Raw genomic sequence first — 24,379 nt, forward strand, 5'->3', positions numbered from 1 at the left:
CGGGACTGGTGCCCGCCCCGACGTGCGCATCGCCCCGCGCCGGGGGCATCCGCGCGGGGGTTTCGATGATCGCGGCGGGGGTCGATGTGGGCGGGCATAAAGCCCGCCCCTACAGGGTGGGACATGGCGGGCGTCGTGTGCGCAGCTGCGTTTTTCAATATATTCTTCTACATCGACAGCAAGAAAATATTCTACATTGCATTCATGCCTTCTGAAAGCCAAACAGCATGTAGTGTAAGGTGTTTAGTGTAAACCCTTTTAGCCCTTTTCATCTCTACAAACGATGAGCAATTTTGTCTGGATGCACGCATTTAAAATAACGCTCTGCATTGCGACAAAACCCGCTTAGCGTCTATGCTTAACTAGCCTCATTCAGCATACATCTTGCAGCTTTTGCTCTTATTTGGAGATATATCATCAGATAAACTTAAAAACGTTTTACACTTTTTTAGTTCAAGGAATAGCACTATGATTCTGTATTATCAAAGGGAGGGAAGGATAATATTTCTAGATGCGCTCGCTATGGCCATAATGGGGCAGTTGGGTGCGCTTGAAGATGGTGATGGCAAGCTTTGGCACACCCCGATGCGATCAAACGGGGGCATAGAGGTGATGAGAGATGGGTGGCAGCGTGCAGGATGCTCATGCTATGCTCGCCCTAACACAACGCCGACTATCGGCTGGACAGTTGAAGAGCAGGCATTGCAGTATTCGTATGTTGTGAACGCATTGTAGCAAGGGGCATACCCTAACTATCCTTCCGCCCAACCCTAACCGTACCAAGATGCTGCGACAGGCGCAGCAGCAAGTCGGTGATGTGCTCTATAAAGCGCTATGGAATGAGGCTAAGATCACGCTGCGGCTCGCGAAGGCCACCGCACGGCCCTACAATATAGAGCTGCAAGAGCCAGAGCGCCTGCGTGTCCTGCTGCCGCAGGATACGCAGATTACCAAGGTGTAGACCAGTACCAACACCAAAACCTCCTGCTCATCCTGGGCGAACCGGGTGGGAGTAAGACCACGCTGCTGATAGAACTGGCCGAGCACTTCCTCCTTGACTGAGATGTAAATACTTGAAGGGATGCTGAACGATTGACGTTAGGGTTTGATCTGTAGGTTAATAAGTTAAGGGAGTATGTATCGTATATATTAGTTTTTACTTTTACTAGTCAAGGATGCATACGCTCTAGCTCCAACTTTTGAAAGCTTGACACAGGTAATAGAACAAGCTAAAGTAAGCATGAACTTCCACTAATAAGGCTTCCCCAGTCAAACATGGAAGGCAAACTAGGATAGTGTATGCCTATACCCTCTACTTAAATCATCCTTTTGAGTTTCCTTGGTGCATAAGACGAGCAGGATGCTACGACGAATATCGTACAGACAACGCTTTGTAGTCTATGGAGGTATGCTCTGTGTGGCATGACAATGAGACTGAGATTGATCTTCTAGGTTTTGAACCTCTTGTCGATTTGATGTTGCATTTGGTGGAGCAACCATCCCTGTTGCCGCTCACTATTGGGGTTTTTGGGGACTGGGGTAGTGGTAAGTCTAGCCTGATGCGGATGGCACATAATCGCTTGTCGATACAGGATCGCTATTTATGTGTGAACTTTAGCCCTTGGCAGCATGAGAACTATGATGACGTGAAGGCTGCACTTATGGCTGAAGTACTTAACACGCTCCAAGCGGGAATGCAAGAGCAGCGCGGAACCTTTGGGCGGGCTAGTGACCAGGCTAGGGAGAAAATCAAAAAACTATTTACCATGCTACGCCAGCGAGTTAATTGGTTTCGTCTTGTAAGTTTTGGACTCAAGGGTATTGGTGCTCTTGCCTCCTGGAATCAAGGAAATCCTGCTATAGGCGTGCAACTAGCTGCGATGACATTAAGCGATGCTGTGGAAGGCGTGAATCAGGCTGAAGCTATTACCAAAGACGTGTTAAGCAAGGAACCACAAGCTGTAAAGTCTGAGGAGCCAATTGAGCAACGGGTCGGCGACTTTCGCCGCGATTTTGCAGCACTACTTAGTGAGTTGGACATCGAAGCGCTGATTATTTTTATTGATGATCTCGACCGTTGTCTTCCACCAGCGATCCTTGATACTCTGGAAGCAATCCGTCTTTTCCTCGCTGTGCCAAAAACAGTGTTTGTGATAGGTGCGGATAGGCGTATTATCCGGCACGCAATCGCTACTCGTTATCCTGAACTTCCTGGGCAAAATGAGGAAATTGGGCGTGACTATCTTGAAAAGATTATCCAGATTCCCGTTCATATCCCACCACTTACTGCAGCCGAAACGGAGTCTTACCTCAATTTGCTCGGATGCCACCTTTTTACTCCGGACCGCGCTTCCGAGTTTATATCTCTAGCTGATGAAAATCGCCGGAAGACGGCACTCGATGTAGTAATGAACTATGGCATCGCGAAATCCAAAGTTGAGCCGTTTCCTGATAACCTTGCTGGGTACATGACGTTGGTCGGACGAATAGCACCGATTCTCTGTAGAGAGCTTGAGGGAAATCCTCGGCAAATCAAGCGTTTTATGAATACACTATTTCTCCGCCAACGTCTTGCTCAGGCGCGAGCTATTAATCTTGATGGTGCCATACTTGCTAAACTGATGGTGCTTGAATACTTTCATGAATCTAGCTTTAAACAAATTTTTCAATGGCAACGGGAAAACGATGGTTATGCGTTCCCTCTCAGAGATCTTGAAACTGCTGCTCGGCGAGGAGATGGTAAATGGCCTGAAGGTCTGGATAACTGGATTCAAGATCGATTGACCTCTTGGTTGGCACTTGAGCCACCTCTTGCCGACGTGTTCCTCGAACCTTATTTTTACTTTTCGCGAGATAAAGTACTGGCACCAATGGCTACCACACGTCGTCTCAGTCAGCGACTACAGGAGCTTTTGGGTCAACTCCGTTCAGAAAGTGATGCACAGCAATCGAATGCTATAACGGAGGCTGGGGAACTCGCACCGGAGGATTTTCGCGTGCTCTATGATGCCCTTCTTGGCTACTTTCAACGAGATCCTCGTGCGGATGATGGTCGGATATGGCAGGTGGTAAGCAAATTAGCAGAGAGCCACCGAGAGGTTATTCCAATACTTGTGCAGACTCTGAAAGCGATACCACCTCGGAGCCTTCCACCAGCGTATGTACGCGTTTTAGGATCGATATTTGTGAGAGAGCCTATGCCAGATGAAGTGCAGAGCCTGCTTCACTATTGGATAACCCAGAAGGAGCAAAAGGGGCTTGCCGACGCCGCAGAGCGTACACTTAATCAGCTTATGAAGGTTAGGTAGAGAGATGGGTACCTCAACATCTTATACTGCCCCTACAGGAGGTGGCTGGCCATCTGCTAAACGGCAAGCGACTCGCTTTGCACGGACCGCCGGTGCGGCAGGTGGACAAGTTAGTCCAATTCAGGTTATTGCGGCCTACATTCGTGCACATGGAGGAGCTGATAGTGCTGCTAGTTCGGCTGTAGCAGCACAAGGTGCTATACAACGACTTGGTTCTTTCATTAGCCAGTTTGTCAGAGGTGGATTAGCTGAAGCTTTGGCAAGCGTAGGCCTTGCGCACCTTGTAGGCCGCGATGCAGGAGTTGTGTTAGAGGAACTAGTTGACTGGCTCGCTGGACCAAGCGGTACGTTAGATGAGTCGATTGCTCATACTGCAATGCTCACCTTACTTGCGAGAGAGTTACCAAGCCTTGATGTTCTTGCCGATCTTGATGTTGCTGGCGTTGAGCGCATGCTTGGGACATTACTAATTGAGTATGTGTACCAACGCATGGTGGTTGAATTGGGTGTTCACCTACAGAATGGCGCTCTCACCGCTGCTGAAGCGGTGAGAGCTGAGCGCGACCTTTATAGTTATATTATCGCCGATGTTGAGTTTGAATTTCAGTTTGTAGGCGTGAATTCCGTCGTGTGGGCTGGGCCTGAGGGGCAGGAGATTGTGAAGCGACTGCTTGAGAGTGCTTATGCTCAACTTGCAGCCGTTACGGTCTAAGTGGAGGTTACAATGTCCACAACCGTGTTTCTTCGTAGTGCAGCACGTGTGCATGTGCCGGAGCCGTTTCAGGATGGACTTCTCCTCGACCTGTTCAATGATCCAAATGAGTCCACTATTACGGCAAATTTAGAACGGATCGTTGAAATGGTTGGAGTACCACCTCAGAGCGCTATCGATCTGGCTTTATTTGCCTCAGCGATCTATGTAGCCGATAAAAAGACCTTACGTCGATTATCTTCTGACCGGTGGACGCGAGATTTCAGATTTATGGCTCCTGTTGCAGAGCCTGGTCGATGGGATACAGCTACCTCTGCATTTTGTGAGACTCTGACCTTTCTCACTGGTGATCGCTGGTCTCTTACTTGGCGTGATGAGCCAACCCGAATCTGGCGTGTTCAAGAAATAGGATGCGCCGCCTATGATGCTGTCTGTCTCTTCTCAGGTGGACTCGACTCATTGGCTGGGGCAATTGATTTGTTGGAGCACCCTTCTAATCCCCGTGTACTTCTCCTAGGCCACTATGATAGTACCTTGACTCCACATGTGCAGACAGATCTTGCTGAGCATCTCATCACTACTTATGGGAAGGATCGGGTAGGTTTACTTCAGCTTATGGTGCGTCCGGCTACTTTCAAGCACCAAGAACGACCTCTACCTACGTGGCGCGAAACAACCACTCGAAGTCGCTCTATAGTGTTCTTAGGGCTGGCTTTAGCCACAGCAGCCGCACTTGGGCCAAAGGTGCCTGTTTATGTGCCGGAAAACGGATTCATCGCTCTTAATCTTCCCCTGACTAATGCTCGTCTTGGCAGCTGTAGCACGCGTACCACCCATCCCTACTTCCTCGCTCGACTACGTGCTGCTTTAGGTATCCTTGGTATAACCAATCCAATTTATAATCCCTATGAGCATCTGACCAAGGGCGAACTTTTGGCCAAGAGCCAAAACTTTGCCCTCTTATGTAACCTGGCACATCACTCTGTATCTTGTGCTCATCCAGAAGCAGGACGATATGAGGGTACGCCCTATGGGAACTGCGGCTATTGTTTCCCATGCTTGATCCGTCGTGCCTCGCTTCATGCAATTGGTAACGATGACCCTAGTGAATACGCCCGTGATATATGTACCGATGAGGAACTTTTTGCTGGGCATTCCACACGCGGGCGTGACGCCCGCAGCGTATTCATTGCACTTCAGCGTTGGCATCCCGGCATACCGCCCCATACGTTTGTTCCCTTGCTTGCAGGACCATTGCCAACCGGTGCTGACCGTCGAGCTTATTTGCGCGTTGCCGAACAAGGTCTTGCTGAGTTACGCATATTCTTTCAGGAGCGTGCGAGTGGGGCAATACGCCGGATTGCTAGTTTGGATCATGAGGAGCATTAATGACACCACCTTTATACCTCGATACACACTGCCACCTTGGAGAGTATGCAGATCCGCTTACAGTTCTCTCAGCATCCTCCGACGTTTTTGTCATTGCGGTTACAGAGGCTCCTTCCGTTTTTCGTAGTCTCCGTAATCGCGTCATCAATCAGGGTCGCGTCCGCGTGGCTCTTGGTGCACATCCTCTTGTTGTTTCACAGTTTCCGCCACTGGAGTGGCGGTTATTTGCCCAATATCTTAACGAGACAACGTATATTGGGGAAGTGGGCCTTGACTTCTCAGCACAAGGAGCGCCAACTCGAACTGTACAAGAGCAAGCCTTTACACGAGTCCTTCAGCTCGTTGCAGGGCGTGGGAAGATGTTAAATATCCATTCGCGTCGAGCTGAGGAACGTGTGTTAGAACTTCTAACTATATATGGAGTGGGACCAACTATTTTCCACTGGTACTCGGGGCCGCTAGGCATACTCGAGCAGATTCTAGCTGCGGGTCATGTTTGTTCCGTCAATCCAGCTATGGTTCGTAGTCCAAGCGGGCAGAAGGTGATTGGTCGTATCCCTCGGGAGCAACTTCTTGTAGAAACTGATGGACCCTATGTGCGTATAGGAAAACGTCCAGCAGAACCTGCAGATGTACGACTTGTCTATGAATTTCTGTGTGTTCACTGGGGTTGTGATCAATTGACCGCAATGACACAAGTCTACCAAAACTTCAGGGCATTACTCTCTCAATCATCATAAGTTTACTACGCAAAGTCAAATACGGAGCACCTGACCCCTGTAGCTGAAAATGCCCGGAGTACTAGTTAAACTTTTAGCCAATATGTACGATAGCAAGTTGGTTTCTTGCCAATATGGTTGTCATGAATGCCTCTCCCTGGCTTATATTCGCCAATAGGGGAGGCAACTTACAAAGGTATTCTTCGCTCATTTCGAAATAGGTTGGTTTTTGGGGTGGGTAGTGGATTGGTTTTCGAACTTCGTCTCCTCGTCCAGAGCGGCACGATGCCATGGGACATCGCGGCGATGCTCGACGCGGCGGCGCGCCGCTCGCTGCTGCGGCGGGTGGGCGGGGGCTGGGTGTTCACGCACCGCATGCTACTGGAGTACTTCCGCGACCTGAGTGATGAGGAGCTGGAGGATCTGGTGAGGGACTAGTTTGCCCCATCTGCCCTCTTTCTTGGCCCTTTCCCACCGCTCCGCTTCATTTTGACCAGATCTTAACCACTATCATGCGCTTGCAGGCCGTGTGGGGCATTCCCAACGGCCTGCATTTGGTGTATGATGGGTGCAAGTGGGTTTAAAACCCGGTGAGGATGTGATGACACCTACGATTCGCCTTCAGCTGGCCGCAACCTTCCCTGATCTTGTGGCCCAGGCGGGCCTCTCGCAGCGGGCCTTTGCCCGCCGCGCTGGGGTGAGCTTCTCGACCATTATGGGCCTGATGCACCCAGGGCTACACCCTGGGCGGCGCGGCGGCATGCAGCGCACGACCGCCTGGCGCATCGCCCAGGCCTATGCCTCGCTCGTGGGGATCGATGCGGCGGCGGCGTTTCGCACGGTGATCATTGAGTGCCCCATGCGGCCCGTTGGTGCGGCGCATGGGGCTGAGGAGCACGCGCGTGGTGCGTTTGGAGGAGCTGACGCCGGGGACCGCGCTGCGGGGGATTCTGCCGCAGGGGCCGGTGACGGTGGTCAGCGTGCAGTGGTACGGGACGAACGCCATCGATCTGACCTATCAGGATGCGACCGGGCGGCGCGCGGCGCTGATGCTCTACCGCGCGGATGAGGCGGACCTGGAGATCGTGCAGGAGGGTCGGCCCTGGAGCTTCGACGGCGACGGCGCGCTGTTCCGCCTGGTGGCCGAGGCCAACCGCATCCGCCTGGCTCATCTCTTCGACCCCGTGCTGGCTGTCCACACCTCGCTGGTCGATCCGCTGCCGCACCAGATCACGGCGGTGTATGAGACCATGCTGCCCCGCCAGCCGTTGCGCTTCCTGCTGGCCGATGACCCCGGCGCGGGCAAGACCATCATGGCGGGCCTGCTGATCAAGGAGCTAATCGCGCGCGGCGATGTGCAGCGCTGCCTGATCGTGTGCCCGGGCAGCCTCGCGGAGCAGTGGCAGGATGAGCTGTTCCGCCGCTTCCACCTGCCGTTTGAGATCCTCACGAATGAGCAGCTGGAGGCCGCCCGCACCGGCAACTGGTTCCTCGAACATAACCTGATCATCGCCCGGCTGGATAAGCTCTCCCGCGACGAGCGGGTGCAGCAGAAGCTGGCGGCCCCCGACTGCCGCTGGGATCTGGTGGTCTGCGACGAGGCCCATAAGTTGGCGGCGACGGTCTCCGGCGATGAGGTCAAGTACACCAAGCGCTACCGCCTGGGCCAGCTGCTGGGCAGCCTGACGCGCCACCTGCTGCTGATGACCGCCACGCCCCACAATGGCAAGGAGGAGGACTTCCAGCTCTTCATGGCTCTGCTGGATGCCGACCGCTTTGAGGGCCGGTTCCGCGATGGCGTACACCAGGTGGATGTGTCCGACCTAATGCGGCGCATGGTCAAGGAACAACTGCTCACCTTCAAGGAGAGGCCGCTGTTCCCCGAGCGTATCGCCCACACAGTGCCCTACCAGCTCTCCGATGCGGAGGCGGAGCTGTACCGCGCGGTGACGAGCTATGTGCGCGAGGAGTTCAACCGGGCCGAGGCGCTGAACAACGATAAGCGGGCGGGCACGGTCGGCTTCGCCCTGACGATCTTGCAGCGGCGGCTGGCCTCCTCGCCCGAGGCGATCTACCAGTCGCTGCGCCGCCGCCGCGAGCGGCTGGAGGCCGAGCTGCGCGAGCGTGAGCTGCTGCGGCGCGGTGCGGCGGTGGCTGCCCCAGCCGCGCTTGATGCGGACGACATCGACGATTTGGAGGATGCCCCCGAGCAGGAGGCCGGGCAGATCGAGGAGCAGGTGGCTACGCAGGCCACGGCCTCAACGACCATTGAGGAGCTACGGCTGGAGATCATCACGCTGCGCGCGCTGGAGGCGCAGGCTCTGGCGGTGCGAGGCAGCGGCGATGACCGCAAGTGGCGCGAGTTGGGGGGGTTGCTGGGGAACATCTTCACCCCTGCGGCGGCAGATGGTACAGAGGATGTCGGCAGCGTGCCTGCGGCGGTGGCCTCGCCCCGGCAGAAGCTGGTGATCTTCACCGAGCACCGCGATACGCTCAACTACCTCGTGCAACGCATCACCACGCTGCTGGGGCGCGCTGAGGCGGTGGTGATAATCCACGGTGGCATGGGGCGCGAGGATCGGCTCAAGGCCCAGGAGTCGTTTCGCCACGATCCCAGCGTGCAGGTGCTGATCGCCACCGACGCGGCGGGCGAGGGCATCAACCTCCAGCGGGCGCACCTGATGGTCAACTACGATCTGCCATGGAACCCCAACCGGCTAGAGCAGCGCTTTGGCCGCATCCACCGTATCGGGCAGACCGAGGTGTGCCACCTGTGGAATCTGGTGGCGGCGGAGACCCGCGAGGGCGATGTCTACCGCACGCTGCTAGAGAAGATCGAGCATGCGCGCGAGGCGCTGGGCGGGCAGGTCTTTGATGTGCTGGGCAAGCTTCAGTTTGATGATAAGCCGCTGCGCGAGCTGCTGCTGGATGCCATTCGCTATGGTGAGCAGCCCGAAGTGCGGGAGCAGTTGACCCGCGTGGTGGAGGGTGCGGTAGACCGCAGCCACCTCCAGCAGCTTTTGGAGGAGCGGGCGCTGGCGAACGATGCGTTGGATGTGGGGATGGTGGCGCGCATCCGCGAGGAGATGGAGCGGGCCGAGGCGCGGCGGCTCCAGCCGCACTATATCGAGTCGTTCTTCCTGGCGGCCTTCCAGCACCTGGGCGGCACGATCCGCCAGCGCGAGCCACACCGCTACGAGGTGCCGCATGTGCCCTCGGCAGTGCGCAGCCGCGACCGCCAGATCGGCGTCGGCGACCCGGTGCTGCCCCGCTACGAGCGGGTGGCCTTCGACAAGGCGCTGCTGGCCCTCCAGGGCATGGCCCAGGCCGCCTTTGTATGCCCCGGCCACCCGCTGCTGGATTCCACGCTCGACCTCATGCTGGAGCGCTACCGCGAGCTGCTGCGGCGCGGGACGGTGCTGGTGGATGAGCGCGACGGCGGCACACAGCCGCGTGTGCTGTTCTCGCTGGAGCACGCCATCCAGGACGCGAGCCTGCTGCCGAGCGGCGAGCAGCGCACGATCTCCAAGCAGATGCTGTATGTGGAGCTGTCCGCCGATGGGACGGCGCGCAGCCTGCACTACGCGCCCTACCTCGACTACCGCCCGCTGCGCGCGGATGAGGTGACGCCCGATCAGGTGCTGGATCGCCCGGAGTGCGCGTGGATCACCCGCGAGTTGGAGCAGCGGGCGCTCGTGCACGCCGTGACTCAGACGGTGCCGGAGCACCTGCGCGAGGTGCGCGACCGCCGCCAGGCGCTGATCGCCAAGACGCGGGCCGCTGTGCGCGAGCGCCTGACCAAGGAGATGACCTACTGGGACCATCGCGCCGAGGAGCTGAAGCTCCAGGAGCAGGCCGGGCGCGCCAACGCCCGCCTGAACTCGCAGGAGGCGCGCAAGCGGGCCGACGAGCTGGAGGGCCGCCTCCAGCGCCGCACGGCGCAGCTGGACCTAGAGGCGCAGATCACGGCGCTGCCGCCGGTGGTGCTGGGCGGGCTGGTGGTGGTGCCCATTGGGCTGATTGCGGCGATGCTGGGCCGCCCCGCGCCCGCGCGCCCCAGCGCCGACACCCAGGCCGCAGCGGCCCGCGCCCGCGCGCTGGTGATGGCCACCGAGCGGCGGCTGGGCTACGACCCTATCGACCGCGAGTTCGAGCACGTGGGCTATGACATCGAGAGCCGCGACCCCGCCACTGGCAGGCTGCGCTTCATCGAGGTCAAGGGGCGTGTTGCGGATGCGGCGACGATCACCGTGACCAAGAACGAGATCCTGACCGCGCTGAACAAGCCCGATGACTACATCCTAGCCATGGTGGCGTTCCAACCCGACGGCCAGGAGCAGGTGCGCTATCTGCGCACGCCCTTCGCCCAGAAGCCGGACTTTGGGGTGACGAGTGTGAACTACGACTTTGCGGATCTTTTGGCCCGCGCGGAGGAGCCGCAGTAGGCATATCACCATCCGAATAATGGAGCGTGGCTGTAGCTTCCACGCAAATGTTGGGGGGAGGGGACTAGCTATGAACAACGAGGTTATTGCTGGTCATCGGGTGCTGCTGTGCCCGCGCTGTGGTGGTGCGGTGCGCGAGGATCTTGTGGCGGAGCACGAGAAGCGCTGCCCGGACAAGCAGCAGGTGTTCATCCCACGCCCGCCCGCTGTATCGCCGCCGAAGCGCCCCCAGTCACCTCCGCAGGTGCAGCAGCCGCCCCAGCGCGGGGCACGGGCGAAGCGGCCACCCCGCAATCCGCTGGAGGGCCGAGATGCCTGCCCGCAGTGTGGGATGGTGGTCCCGGCGGTGCATCTGCGCGCTCATGTTGAGCGCTGTCACCATAAGAAAAAGCCTACCGCTGCGCAGCCGGATGTGCAGGAGCGCCAGCGCCAGACGCAGGAGGGATATGAGATCAGCAAATGCTGGTCGTGTGGGCGGCGGATCTGCCTCGTTCCCCGTAACGCGACCATGGTGACTCACGAGGTTGGCCCACATGGGGCGGTTGGTGATGTACACCTCTGCGATGGGATCAATAGCGGCGGTCGTCGTTCATCGCTCATCTATGTGGACCGGCGCGCAGCGCAAGTGGCTCCGAATACGGACCCGCCCAGCGACACGCCAAAAAAGCGCCGGAAGGGGTAAAGAGGGGCATGCGGCTCTGGTAAAATACCAGAATGTTTCTGAATACAAAATAGATTGGCTCATCCGTGCAAACGTTCAAGAAGCTCATCGAAGTAGCGCTCCCGCTTGAGAAGATAAATGCCGCCAGTGCCCGCGAGAAGTCCATACGCCACGGCCACCCCAGCACGCTCCACCTGTGGTGGGCGCGGCGACCGCTGGCCGCTGCGCGCGCCGTGATCTTTGCCCAGATGGTCGATGACCCCTCGGCCCACCCCGAGCTATTCCCCACCGAGGAGGCGCAGGAGGCCGAGCGCCGCCGCCTGTTCGGGCTGATCGAGCAGCTCGTGCTGTGGGAGAATACGACCAACGAGGATGTGCTCAACCAGGCCCGCGATGAGATCTGGAAGAACTGGCGCATGTCATGCGCGGCCAACCAGGACCACCCGCGTGCGGCGGAGCTGTTCAACCCCGACAAGTTGCCCGCGTTCCACGACCCCTTTGCCGGTGGAGGATCTTTACCGCTGGAGGCCCAGCGCCTGGGCCTGGAGAGCTATGCTAGCGACCTGAACCCGGTGGCGGTGTTGATCAATAAGGCCATGATCGAGATCCCGCCGAAGTTTGCCGGGATGCCGCCGGTGAATCCCGAGGCCCGCGCGGGGCAGATGGATCTGGGCCAGCAGTGGAAGGGCGCACAGGGGTTGGCTGAGGATGTGCGCTACTACGGCAAGTGGATGCGCGATGAGGCCGAGAAGCGCATTGGCCATCTCTACCCCAAGGCGTTTGTGACGGAGGCAATGGCGAAGGACCGACCTGATCTCAAACCTTATGTGGGGCAGGCGCTGACGGTGATTGCCTGGATCTGGGCGCGCACGGTGAAAAGCCCAAACCCTGCATTCAGCCATGTTGATGTGCCATTGGCTTCCACCTTTATGCTCTCGACCAAAGCAGGCAAAGAGGCTTATATAGAGCCGGTTATTGAGGGCGATACCTATCGCTTTACCGTGAAGGTTGGGAAGCCGAAAGATGCGGATACAGCCAAGAATGGTACCAAGCTCGCCCGAGGAGCAAACTTTCGCTGTTTAATGTCCGAGATGCCGATCACAGGCGACTATATCAAGTCCGAAGGCCAAGCGGGGTGCATGGGCGCGCGGCTGATGGCCATTGTAGTCGAGGGACCATGTGGGAGGGTCTACCTTTCTCCATTAAAGGAACATGAGGCTATTGCACAGTTGGCACAACCGGAGTGGAAACCAGAGGGTGATGTTCCAGCTCGGTTAACGGGAGGAACCTGCGTTCCTTATGGATTATCAACTTGGGATAAACTTTTCACCCCACGGCAGATTGTCGCGCTGACTACCTTCTCAGATCTTGTACAGGAGGCACGAGAGCATGTGTACTACGATGCGCTGGCCACCGGATGGTGCGACGACAAACAAGGCCTCAATGCAGACACTAGTTGCGCGGTGGCCTATGCTGAGGCGGTAGGGGTGTATTTGGGTTTTTGTCTAGACAAAGCTACACTAACAAATACGACGCAAGCCACTTGGCAAAAGGAACCAGATAGATTAACACAAGCTTTTGGGCGGCAAGCAATCCCAATGGTATGGGACTATGCTGAGGCGAACCCCCTTTCTGATGCTGGTGGTGGTGTTGGTATTACCGCAAGTGCTGTGGGAAAGGTTTTGGATCGGCTCCCGATGCACGCAATTATTGGTCGATCTCGACAAAGAAATGCTACGAACGCAAATGACATGGCAGACCGAATCATTTCGACCGATCCACCTTACTATGATAATATCGGATATGCTGACCTTTCTGATTACTTCTATGTTTGGCTACGTCATTCACTCCGGCCAATTTTCCCCGATTTGTTTGTTACCCTTGCGGTGCCAAAAGCTGATGAGTTGGTTGCTACCTCCTACCGTCACGGTGGTAAGGATAAAGCAGAACAGTTTTTTCTTGAAGGAATGACTCAGGCAATGAGTCGTTTGGCTGAACAAGCCCACTCTGCCTTTCCAGTTACTATCTACTATGCCTTCAAGCAGTCAGAAACCGACAAGACTGATGGCACATCTAGTACTGGCTGGGAAACATTCCTTAACGCTGTTATCCAAACAGGTTTTGCTATAACCGGTACGTGGCCTATCAGAACAGAGCAGATAGGTAATCTCAAGAAGAATGTTGCGGCTCTCGCCTCCTCCATCGTGCTCGTCTGTCGCCTCCGCCCACACGATGCGCCCATAGTGACGCGCCGCGACTTTTTGAGCGCACTCAAGGTCGAGCTACCAAAGGCCCTCCGCCTGCTTCAGGCGGGCAATATCGCCCCAGTGGACCTTGCCCAGGCCGCCATCGGCCCCGGCATGGCGGTCTTCACACGCTACAGCAAGGTCATTGATGCCAGCGGTGCGCCGCTCAGCGTGCGTGAGGCGCTCAAGCTCATCAATGAGATCCTAGATGAGGTGCTGGCCGAGCAGGAGGGTGACTTCGACACCGACACCCGCTGGGCTATGGCTTGGTTCGAGCAGTATGGCTTCGACGCAGCCGAGTATGGCGTGGCCGAGACGCTCTCCAAGGCCAAGAACACCAGCGTGAGCGGCCTCGTCCACGCGGGCCTGTTGGCCGCCAGCGCGGGCAAGGTGCGCCTGTTGCGCCCGGAGGAACTGCCCGCCGACTGGAACCCCGCCGCCGATGACCGCCTGACCGTCTGGGAGATGGTGCACCACCTCGTGCGGGCGCTGGCGGCGGGCGAGGGCGCGGCGGCCAGCCTGCTGGCCACGCTTGGGCCACGGGCGGACACCGCCCGCGAGCTGGCCTACCGCCTCTACACCATCTGCGAGCGCAAGAAGCGCGCGGCGGAGGCGCTGGCCTACAACGGCCTCGTGCAGAGCTGGATGGAGATGGCGCAGCTTGCGGCCACCGCATCGGACGCGACCCCAACGCAGCAGAGCCTGTTCTAAGGGAGAGATACCACCATGGCAACCACCAACTACGAGCGCGTGGGCAAGGCGATGGAGCTGCTGCGCCAGGGGATTCAGCCCTTCATCGAGCGCGAGCTTCAGGCGCAGTATGGCAAATACTGGGTTACGACCGTCACCAACGGCTGGCGGAACGAGCTGACCTGGACCGATGAGAACACCCCGCACCTGGATGTGGCCGCGCTGCTGCGCCTGATGTGGGAGCAGTGGAACGAGGTCTTCCGCAAGACCCTGGGCTTTGGCGAGCGCAGCCTAGTCAGCGAGCTGCGCGAGTACCGCAACAAGTGGGCGCACCAAGCCACCTTCTCCACCAACGACGCCCAGCGCGCCCTCGACTCGGTGGCGCGGCTGCTCACCGCCATCACCGCCCCGCAGGCCGATGAGGCCGAGCGCATGCGCATGGAGCTGATGCGCCTGTTCTTCGACGAGCAGGTGCGCAGCGAGCGCCGCAAGAGCAGCGCCATCGAGAGCGCCGTCACCGGCGCGCTCAAGCCCTGGCGCGAGGTGGTCACGCCGCACAAGGACGTGGCCAGCGGGCGCTACCAGCAGGCCGAGTTCGCCGCCGATCTCTGGCAGGTCCATCTGGGCGAGGGCAGCGACGAGTACCGTAACCCCATCGAGTTCTTCCGCCGCACCTACCTGACCGAGAGCCTGATCAGCCTGCTAGTCGGCACGCTCCAGCGCCTCCAGGGCGCGGGAGGCGACCCCGTGGTGCAGCTGCAGACCAACTTCGGCGGCGGCAAGACCCACTCCATGCTCGCGCTCTACCACCTGGTCTCGGGCGTGAACCCTACCGAGCTGGCGGGGATCGACCGCGTGATGGCGACGGCGGGCGTGGAGACGCTGCCCACGGCCCGCCGCGTGGTGCTGGTGGGCAACAAGATCTCGCCGGGCAACCCCTCGGTCAAGCCCGACGGCACCGTGGTGCGCACGCTGTGGGGCGAGCTGGCCTGGCAGCTCGGCGGGCGGCAGGCCTTCGAGCGCGTGCGGCTCGACGACGAGCGGGCCACCAGCCCCGGCGACGCCCTGCGCACCCTATTCAATGACTACGGCCCCTGCCTCATCCTGATCGACGAGTGGGTGGCCTACGCCCGCCAGCTCCACGACCAGAGCGACCTCCCGGCGGGCGGCTTCGAAACCCAGTTCACCTTCGCGCAGGCCCTCACCGAGTCGGCCAAGCTGGCGAAAAACTGCCTGCTGGTCATCAGCCTGCCCGCCTCCGACACCACCGGCTCGCTCCACACCCAGACCGACGACGCCGAGGTCGGCGGCCAGCGCGGGCGCGAGGCCCTCGACCGCCTGCGCAATGTGATCGGGCGCGTGGAGTCCTCGTGGCGACCGGCCAGCGCCGAGGAGGGCTTCGAGATCGTGCGGCGGCGTCTGTTCGAGCCGCTGAGCGACCCCGCACAGTTTAAGGACCGCGATGTGGTGGCGCGAGCCTTCGCCGACCTCTACCGCACCCAGCAGCAGGAGTTCCCGCCCGACTGCCGCGAGAGCAGCTACGAGCAGCGCATCAAGGCGGCCTACCCCATCCACCCCGAGATCTTCGACCGGCTGTACACCGACTGGTCCACGCTGGTCAAGTTCCAGCGCACCCGTGGCGTGCTGCGCCTGATGGCCGCCGTCATCCACAGCCTGTGGGAGAAGGGCGACCGCAACGCGCTGATCATGCCCGCCACCATCCCGATTGAGGAGCCGCGCGTGCAGTTTGAGCTGACGCGCTACCTCTCGGACAACTGGGTGCCGATCCTGGAGAAGGATGTGGATGGCCCCAGCTCGCTGCCGCTGAAGCTGGACGCTGAGGTGCCCAACCTGGGCAAGTTCTCGGCCAGCCGCCGCGTGGCCCGCACGGTCTACCTTGGCTCGGCCCCTATCACCAGCGCGGCCAACCGGGGCCTGGAAGACCGGCAGATCAAGCTGGGCTGCGTGATGCCGGGCGAGACGCCCGCCGTGTTTGGCGATGCGCTGCGCCGCCTGAGCGCGGTGGCCACCTATCTCTACAACGACGGCCCGCGCTACTGGTACTCGACCCAACCCACCGTCACCAAGCTGGCCGAGGACCGCGCCGAGCAGCTCAAGCGCGACCCCGACAAGATCGCCCAGGAGCTGGAGAAGCGCCTGCGGGCCGACCTGCGCAAGCTGGGGGACTTCAGCCGCATCCACCCGCTGCCCGCCAGCGGAGCCGACGTGGCCGACGACCTCGATACGCGCCTGGTGGTGCTGGGCAGCCACGCGGCCTACAGCAAGGAGCCGGGCAGCCCCGCCGAGGCCGCCGCCCGCGCCATCCTGGAGTACCGAGGGAGCGCCCCCCGGCTCTACCGCAACGCGCTGGTGTTCCTCGCGCCGGACAAGCTGCGCATGCAGGATCTGGATGAGGCGCTGCGCAAGTACCTGGCCTGGGACTCCATCCTGGCCGAGAAGGATCTGCTCGACCTCACGCCACACCAGGTCAAGCAGGCCGAGACCCAGCGGCTCAGCGCCGAGGGCGCGGTGACAGGGCGCATCCCCGAGACCTACCAGTGGCTGCTCGCGCCCAAGCAGACGCGCCCGCAGGACCCGGTGGAGTGGCAGGCGACTCGCCTGACGGGGCAAGACCCGCTGGCCGTGCGGGCCAGCAAGAAGCTGCGAAATGACGAGCAGCTCGTGCTCGCCCTGGCCCCCTCCAGCCTCCGCCTGGAGCTGGACAAGATCCCGCTGTGGCGGGGCGACCATGTAGCGGTGCGGCAGCTCGTGGAGGACTTCGCGCGCTACCACTACCTGCCGCGCCTGCGCACGCCCTCGGTGCTCTGCGAGGCCATCCAGAACGGCGTGAACATGACCACGTGGGATCTGGACAGCTTTGCCTACGCCGAGCGCTATGACGAGTCCGCAGGCCGCTACCAGGGGCTGCGCATCGCCACGCTCGTGACCGTGAGCGAGCACGACAGCGCGCTGCTGGTGCGCCCAGAGGCCGCCCAGCGCCAGCTCATCGCCGAGACCCCGCCGCCCGCGCCCGCCGCTGGCCCCGCACCCACGGGCATGCCCAGCGCCCAGGCAGCGCTGGACATGGGCATCCCCAGCATCCGCGAGTCCGCCGCGCCCTATGCCGCATCCACTGGCGGGGCCAGCACGGCCACGGCCCGCAGGCCGCAGGCGCGGCGCTTCCACGGCACCGTGGCGCTCAGCCCCGAGCGGGCCGGGCGCGACGCCAGCAAGATCGCCGACGAGATCATCACGCACCTGGTCGCGCTGATCGGGGCCAACGTGCGCGTCACCCTGGAGATTGAGGCCGACATCCCCGACGGCGCGCCCGACCACGTGGTCCGCACCGTCACCGAGAACAGCCGCGTGCTCAAGTTCACCCAGGCGGGCTTCGAGGAGGAGTAGGGACAGTAGCACTATCTCTCCCAACCTAACCCAGTCTCCAGGATTCGAACCCCCGACACTCCTCTCTTCCCAGTACGCGGGCGCGTGGAGTGCACACGCCCGCGCTGCCTGGCCACAGGCCCTGGCACGCCTGGTTCTGGCAGAGCCACCAGTTGCTGGTAGCCCTGCCACCCGCCGAGAGGTAGCGGCGGGGAAGACCGCGCCTACTCCTCAGCAGTCGATGCACCCTGGGAGCTCAGCCGCTCAAGGGCGCGGCGGGCCACCGCCAAGGCCGTGTTGTAGCGCGCGTACTGCTGCGCGCCGCACCGCAGGCACTTGAACTGCGGGATCTTCTCACTCCACACGCTGCCGCAGCTCGTGCAGCGGTAAGCATCCTCGCCATCACTGCGTCGCAGCGTGTTGGGGACATCGAGCGCGGCGCAGCGAGGGCACTCATAGACCGCTCGGTAGCGCACCTCCCCCTGCTCCATCCGCTGCCCACAGTGCCCGCAGTCGCTCGTTGGCGAGATGCCCCGCATGCTCGTGGGCGGCAGCATGCCCTCAGATGCGGCGTTGTAGCGCACAATCGACGCGATCTTCTCGCGTGGGAATGCGAAGCGCCCTCTATTTGCTGCCGCATTGATATCCACCCGATCTCGCTTCCAGCCGGTCTCCTCAAGCGCAATCCACGCGGTGTAGGCATCCGTATGGCTCTGGCGCAAGATCTTCCAGGCCATCTCATAGGCGAAGTTCTCGCTCGCTTGACCATGGGCGGTCTCCGGCCCCACATGCGCGGGTGGGACCAGCTCGCCCACATCGAGCACCGCCCCGTGGAGGTCGATCACGGCAAACCAGAGCTGGCCGCCATCCTCATGGACGCCCATGATGGCGTTCGGCTGCTCCGCGCAGGCTGGGGTTGGGATCTCCACCGGCAGATGCGCAAACCACAGCGCACGGCCAAAGGCATCCACATCGCTTGTGAGGGTCGCCGTTGCGAGCGCAGCCGCTGGCGCGCACCCTGGGAGATGCTGTCCGGTCTCCGCCGCCGTGCAGCCGCGCTGGCAGATGATCGGGGCGTGCCGCTGGCGCTCACGAACACCGCGCAGGATCTGCGCCTGATAGCCATGGCCATACTCCGCCGGGAAGAAGAGCATCTCGGGGACACGATCACGGCTGAAGGCGTGGCCGGGGTAGTTCAGAAACTCCTGCACCACCCCCTCCTCCTGCTGCTCGGCCTGGCTACCGCGCTGGGCCAGCAGCGCTCGCTCGGGAGCTTCCTCGCCTGCCAGCGCGCACGCCAAGAGCACGCTCTCCTGCGCATCGCCGCCAGCCTCGGGGCCGCGCCACACCAAGGTAAACGAGGCTGGCGAATACTGGCTGTTCATCGTGCGCTGGAAGCGGATGGGCTGGAGCTGCCGTTCCTGAAGCTCCGCCGCATGCTGCGCAAACTGCTGCGCCCGCAGGGTCTCCAGGTCATACAACTTCTCTGCCGTGTAGTTGCCGGAGGGGCTTCCACGACGCGGCCAGAACGTGCGGAGCAGGTCGAGGCTCTGATGATACGCTGTGAGCCGTGGCTCATACTGGTCGACGCTGTCCCGCACCTCAAGCGGCAGCTGCGCCGCCTCATCGGCGGTCATCATCACCGTGTCGAGGCTGGGGAAATCGGGCGGGGCAGGGGAGAGGAACAGGTCGATAGCCTCGCGAATACGCTCGAACTCCGGGGCAAACGCCTGTAGCTCGCGCATCTGCTGGCGGAGCTGGAACCTCTGGGATGCGCTCAGTTGGCCCAGCCGCACCGGGTGCGCAGTCGGCTGGCTGCGGAACTGCGTAGGCCGAACCGCCCTGACGCCGTGCGGCTGATGCTGTTTCTTAACCCAGTATGGGTGCACCGCAGCCTTCGCGGCAATCCGCTGCTGCTCGCTCACACCAGGGATATCGGGGTACTCCAGCACCTCAAGGTGCTCCAGGATCTCGCTGACCACCTTGGGGGCAAGCATCCATCGCTTGAGCCGCCGCGCGCCGCGCTTCCCGACAAAGCGGTCGCCCAGCACACTTTTGCGCTGGTTCCCCCGCATGCGGCGCTGCTGGCGCTGCCGCCGCGTGAGACCCAAGGTCTTGCCGCTGTCCGGCCCAAATGGGACGGTCGTGGACGCCGCCAGATCATAGGCGTCCATCGAGGCCGACCAGATCTGGTAGATCAAAGGAAGATAGATCAGCCGCTTTCGGTAGAAAAGATTGACAGACTGAAACGACGGCGCACCATCCAGCTTCGGAGCCTTAAGCGTGATGTGGCGCTCCTGCGCTTTCTGATGGTGATCGATTAACTTCTGCGCCCAAGCGAGCACCGACTGGCCACATGAGGCAAAGATCGCCTGCCGCAGCGGCCCTGAGAGCGGGTATTTGTGCAGCGAGCAGTGCTCACTATAGCAACGCGAGAGGAGCGCCACAAACTGCTCATGGCCATCCCCAAGCTGGCGAATCTCTGCCTCGGTCAGCTCTAGCAGCAAGAGGGTTGCGGTCGATACCATACTGAACTGTTGCAACAGCGCATGCAGCAGCGCCGCATAGCGGAGGGCACCATCCACGCTCACATAGGCATCGCCAAAGATCTCGCGTTGCTGGTCGAGGGGCAGGTGCGCATACCAGTATTCGACCTGGCGACGTAGCCACCCCATGCCCTCGCCAGCTCCCGAGGCTTCATCGCTTGCCGCCAGCCGATGGATGACCGTGCGGATAAACGGTAGCTGTGGGGCGTGCGCCTTCTTATTCCCCTCTTTCGCTAGGCGCTGAAGCTCAGCCAGCAGCGACGGCTGCATATCTGCTACCTGCGGGTCGCCATAGCGCCTAGCTATAGCGCAGAGCACCGTGATGAGCTGGGCGGAGGACTTCCCAGCACCTCGACGGCGTAGGTCGCTCTCAATCAGCCGCACGCGCTCCTCGTCCTTCCGCTGCTGCTCGGCCTGCTCGGCCAGGGCCGCCATACGGGCGGCCCGCACCTGCACGGCGTGGGCTTCGGCCATCGCCTTGCGCAGCAGGATCGCATACCTTATCTGGTCAAGCTGCCGCAGACTATACCGAGGAGTTCCATCGCGGTTTTTCATAGTGGCCACGCGCTCAAGCGTGTTCTTCAGATTGAGATCGCCATGCGCCGCGTCCCAATCATCAAGGTAGGCTCGCACATGCTCCACCGCAGTCCCAGCGTGAGCGGAAGCCTCGGCCAGGGCGCTCATCAGCGCACGCGGCGCATGTTGTGGGTCAATGGTGCACGCTGATGCGGCGATAAACTGCTCTAGCTCATGGTGCTCCGATGGCGAGAGTGAGCGCCCACCCATATCCAGCAGCGACGCAAGGGCGGCGGGTAGCTGCGCGCCCGCCTGGCCGCAGCTCACCTGCGCCAGGTCCTGCTGGAACAAGGTAAGCACTTCTGCGGTCATCATCGTCACCCGCTGCTGGGCGATACGCAGCATATTCTCCTTGAATCGGGTTGTCCGTAGCTTCAGCGTGATCGTGCGGGTGACCGTGACCGGGTGTGTCTTCCGCACGACAGCAAACCCGGCCATAATCTGCTCCAGAGACGGCGGCGACCATAGCGTGTTGGCGCTCATGAAATCCCCCTTTAAGGATCAATCACTGGCAAAAAGCCATCCGGATCTCGGGCAACTGCGGCATGAAGCCGCATCGCTATCAGCTCTATCAGCCGCTCGGGACAGCGATAGGAGCTTTCAGGAAAATGATCGAGTCGGTGCTCAGAATGCCAATATCTTGGCGCGGGCTGACCACCACGCGATCCCAGGCAACCCCAAAGGAATCCGCCTGATGTGGGACAAGCAACGTCACCCGCCCCGAAGAGTGGAGAGCCGAAACAATCCCTACCACCCGCTGTTCATTCCGCATGCCCGCGCACAGCATGCCCAGGCGGATCACCTGCGATGCCGCAGGCGGGAGCAGCTCGCCTATGCCAACCGCACGCACCACGCGGCGCGACCGCCTGACCTCGACCACGATCGCCTGATTGACCCGCACACGCCGACGGATAGTGTGGGGAAAGCGAACCATGCCTGCGCGCAGCTTAGTGGAAAGTGGATAGTGACGGCTGGTGAACACCTGCTTGGCTGGGCGTGCGATGGGCTTTGCGATCATCAGCCGGGTTGGCCAATGTGGGAGCAGCACGGCCAGCGCGGACGCAAGATCCAGCACCGTCGGCTCCTGGCCCAGCTGTTGAGGCTCGTGATAGGCGAGACCAAGCGCAGGGAAGGCCAGGATCAGCAGGCGTGCGGTGGCTCGCGCATAGCTCCCCGCACGATTTGGCACCGCTGGCGCACGGCGAAGCGGCGTATGCAGCGGCATCCCTGCCTCGGCTGGGGTCATGCCTCCTTTCTGCGCATTACAGGCCGCGCAGGCGAGCACAACATTTGACCAGCTATCCGTGCCCCCACGGCTCACGGGCAGCATATGCTCAATCTCGATCCGCCCCTGTGTCGTGCCGCAGTAGGCGCACCTGGCCAAACGCGATCCATCTGGCTCCAGCGCGCCGTAGGTGTCGATGAGCTGCTGGCGGAGGCGAGAGAGGCTTCGTATGTGGTGGGGCTGGTAGGACTCGGTCGGGTGGAGCAGGCACACATGGCTTATCGGCATCAGCGCCTGGAGTGCACGGATCACGCGCGTGATAGCCTGGGCACGCCACTGCATCGTTGGCGAGACGCCCCGTACCCGCCGGTAGGCGCGATGCGCAAACAGCGACTGCGCCCACCGCGCCTTGGCCATGCTTGGGCGTCGCAGCTTGAAGGGCCGCCCGTGCTGGCGCATCTTCCGATAGCGGCAGCGACTGCGGCGGCGCTTGCGGTGGGCGGCGCGGCGGCGGAGCCGAATGGGCAAATCCGTCCGCAGATCGACGACGCAATGCACCAGTGGGATTGGCGCATGGTCGCCACGCGCAATGAGATAAAGCTCGGCGGTATTGAGGTGAATAGAGATGCCGAGCAGGATCGGACGGAAAGCTGGCTGCACAATCGCGTGCGTCAGCTGGATAGCGGAAAAGGCGTGATGGGGAAGCCAGCGCGCTTTTCGCTGCTTGAGCAGGCGGCGCGCATACGCGGCGGAGGTCGGCATGAGCGGTACCCCCCGACAATCTTGTACAAAAACCGGGCTGGACATGAACGCCCCCAATGGTGGCAAAGATTCATCCAGCCTCGGAAAGAGGCGTGCTCTCCTGAAGGAGGTGGGCGCTGGCGCTACAAGATCGTGCCCGTATTGGCGGAAGAAAGAGGCGTGCTACAATGTGCGGGCAGGGGCAACAGCACGAACCCTCCCACCGTCTGCGCTGGGGAGCCAAGCCGATGGAAGGGTTCGATGTCGCCCGCCGGAATATAACCAGCATTCATATTATAGTGTACCCATGTTTGGACTGTCAAGCGGCTCCCCACTGTGGGACTATGCCGCACCTCTTTGGTAAAAAGCTACGCGAACGACGTATGCAGCATCAGCTGACCCAGGCCCAGCTCGCCCAGCAGCTCGGGCTGGCAACCCAATCACATCTCAGCTATCTTGAGTCTGGGAAGAGCGCCCCCTCGATCACGCTGGCCGCACGTGTCGCCAGCGCCCTCGGTGTCACAGTGGACTACCTGCTCCGCGATAGCATCCCAATCCACCCGCCCATCCCGCAGTCCACTGCCGCACCTGACGAAGCGGATATCCCACGGCGCTTTGGCGAGCAGCTACGGCACCTGCGCACCCAGCAGGGCTGGTCGCAGACGCAGCTCGCCGACCAGCTCCAGCCATTCTCGCAGGCCTATATCAGCCTGCTGGAAAATGGGCAGAAAGCCCCATCGGTAGAAACCCTGGTGCGCTGCGCAGAAATCTTTGGCGTGACGACGGATATGCTCTTGGCGCTAACAGCATCAGCGCAAGATGGCGCATAGAGAGATGAGCATGTGATGCACATGCCAACATTGAGGCGAAGATGCATGAGCCTCAGAACGAGGCCCACTCTCCCGAAGGAGGTAAAGGTTGCGTCTAGGACATGATTATGGGCCGCATATGCTCAGCGCTGTCAGCCACCATTGCTGGTGGGTTGTCCTTCCCCTCACGGGGCGAGTGTTCCTGGCTGCCGAGCTTAGCCGGTTCGCAGCTGACGCCGACACCGCGCCTGGCTTTCTTTAGCGTTTCCACAATCGGAGCGCACCGCTCTTGTGCGCTGGTCCGGGTGCCATAGAACCCAAAAGGCACTACAACACAGGGACAGGTAGCAGATTTGGGAGCATCGTATCATATGCACGGGCCTGTGGTCAAGCATCCACACAAAACACCCCTGCGATAAAACTACCTGTCCCTATGGTTACAAGGAACACAACACAAAGCAGCGCTCATGCGTCATGATGACGCTACGCATCGCACCACAACGAGCTAGGCAACCGTCACACCTACCTCCACTCATCACCATCCGCATTTGGCCACTGCAACCGAAGAGCCGCCCGGATCGCGTCGCTGATGACTTGCCTCCCCCATCACCATGCGCATTTGGCCACTGCAACGTTGAACTCGGCGAGGTGCGCAATAATCTCCTCGTCCTCCACTCATCACCATGCGCATTTGGCCACTGCAACCCGGCGGCGCGTCGCTGGCGGTGAAGGCGACCGCGTTCCTCCACTCATCACCATGCGCATTTAGCCACTGCAACACCCAAACAACGGTGTCCCCGTCTGGGTGGGATACCTCCACTCATCACCATGCGCATTTAGCCACTGCAACTTGTCTGTGGTGATACACAGAACACTCGGTATGCCTCCTCCACTCATCACCATGCGCATTTAGCCACTGCAACCATGA

At 60.6% G+C, this 24,379-nt stretch carries 12 protein-coding genes and 1 CRISPR repeat array (1 of these 13 running past the window's edge); of the genes, 10 read left to right on the plus strand and 2 right to left on the minus strand.

Annotation, left to right across the window (positions count from 1 at the left end):
• The first annotated feature begins 468 nt into the window (after positions 1-468).
• The 9 genes from F8S13_11580 (at position 469) to F8S13_11620 (ending at position 17,575) form a co-directional block, all read left to right on the plus strand.
• Complete coding sequence (locus tag F8S13_11580) at positions 469-735, plus strand: hypothetical protein (protein ID KAB8142887.1); 267 nt, start codon at positions 469-471, stop codon at positions 733-735.
• 665 nt (positions 736-1,400) lie between these two features.
• Positions 1,401-3,308 (plus strand): hypothetical protein, encoded by a 1,908-nt coding sequence (locus F8S13_11585; protein KAB8142888.1) that lies wholly within the window; start codon positions 1,401-1,403, stop codon positions 3,306-3,308.
• A gap of 4 nt (positions 3,309-3,312) precedes the next feature.
• Positions 3,313-4,020, plus strand: a complete 708-nt coding sequence (locus F8S13_11590; GenBank protein ID KAB8142889.1) for a hypothetical protein — start codon at positions 3,313-3,315, stop codon at positions 4,018-4,020.
• Between the two features lie 12 nt (positions 4,021-4,032).
• Positions 4,033-5,409, plus strand: coding sequence for a hypothetical protein (locus F8S13_11595; GenBank protein KAB8142890.1), 1,377 nt, complete (start codon positions 4,033-4,035; stop codon positions 5,407-5,409).
• The gene (locus tag F8S13_11600; GenBank protein ID KAB8142891.1) at positions 5,409-6,149 is read left to right on the plus strand and encodes a TatD family deoxyribonuclease; all 741 of its coding nucleotides are present in this window, start codon (positions 5,409-5,411) and stop codon (positions 6,147-6,149) included. Before F8S13_11595 ends, F8S13_11600 begins: the two co-directional genes overlap by 1 nt.
• 881 nt (positions 6,150-7,030) lie before the next feature.
• Complete coding sequence (locus F8S13_11605) at positions 7,031-10,573, plus strand: DUF3883 domain-containing protein (protein ID KAB8142892.1); 3,543 nt, start codon at positions 7,031-7,033, stop codon at positions 10,571-10,573.
• A gap of 70 nt (positions 10,574-10,643) precedes the next feature.
• Positions 10,644-11,255, plus strand: a complete 612-nt coding sequence (locus F8S13_11610) for a hypothetical protein (protein KAB8142893.1) — start codon at positions 10,644-10,646, stop codon at positions 11,253-11,255.
• A gap of 65 nt (positions 11,256-11,320) precedes the next feature.
• Entirely contained in the window at positions 11,321-14,191 is a 2,871-nt protein-coding gene (locus F8S13_11615) for a DUF1156 domain-containing protein (protein ID KAB8142894.1), read from the plus strand.
• 15 nt (positions 14,192-14,206) lie between these two features.
• Complete coding sequence (locus F8S13_11620; GenBank protein ID KAB8142895.1) at positions 14,207-17,575, plus strand: ATP-binding protein; 3,369 nt, start codon at positions 14,207-14,209, stop codon at positions 17,573-17,575.
• Positions 17,576-17,778: 203 nt separating this feature from the next.
• Here the strand turns inward: F8S13_11620 and F8S13_11625 are convergent, their stop codons facing one another.
• Both F8S13_11625 and F8S13_11630 read right to left on the minus strand, forming a co-directional pair.
• Positions 17,779-21,159, minus strand: coding sequence for a hypothetical protein (locus tag F8S13_11625; GenBank protein KAB8142896.1), 3,381 nt, complete (start codon positions 21,157-21,159; stop codon positions 17,779-17,781).
• Positions 21,160-21,247: 88 nt separating this feature from the next.
• Positions 21,248-22,708 carry a hypothetical protein gene (locus F8S13_11630; GenBank protein ID KAB8142897.1) on the minus strand — a complete coding sequence of 487 codons (1,461 nt, stop codon included), beginning with the start codon at positions 22,706-22,708 and terminating at the stop codon, positions 21,248-21,250.
• A 122-nt stretch (positions 22,709-22,830) separates the two neighbouring features.
• Here F8S13_11630 and F8S13_11635 point away from each other — a divergent pair, with 122 nt between their 5' ends.
• Positions 22,831-23,472, plus strand: coding sequence for a helix-turn-helix transcriptional regulator (locus F8S13_11635; GenBank protein KAB8142898.1), 642 nt, complete (start codon positions 22,831-22,833; stop codon positions 23,470-23,472).
• 504 nt (positions 23,473-23,976) lie between these two features.
• A CRISPR array of direct repeats spans positions 23,977-24,379; the repeat unit is 25 nt; unit sequence CCTCCACTCATCACCATGCGCATTT; it runs 361 nt beyond the window's last position.

It is taken from the genome of Chloroflexia bacterium SDU3-3 (genome assembly GCA_009268125.1).
GTDB lineage: Bacteria > Chloroflexota > Chloroflexia > Chloroflexales > Roseiflexaceae > SDU3-3.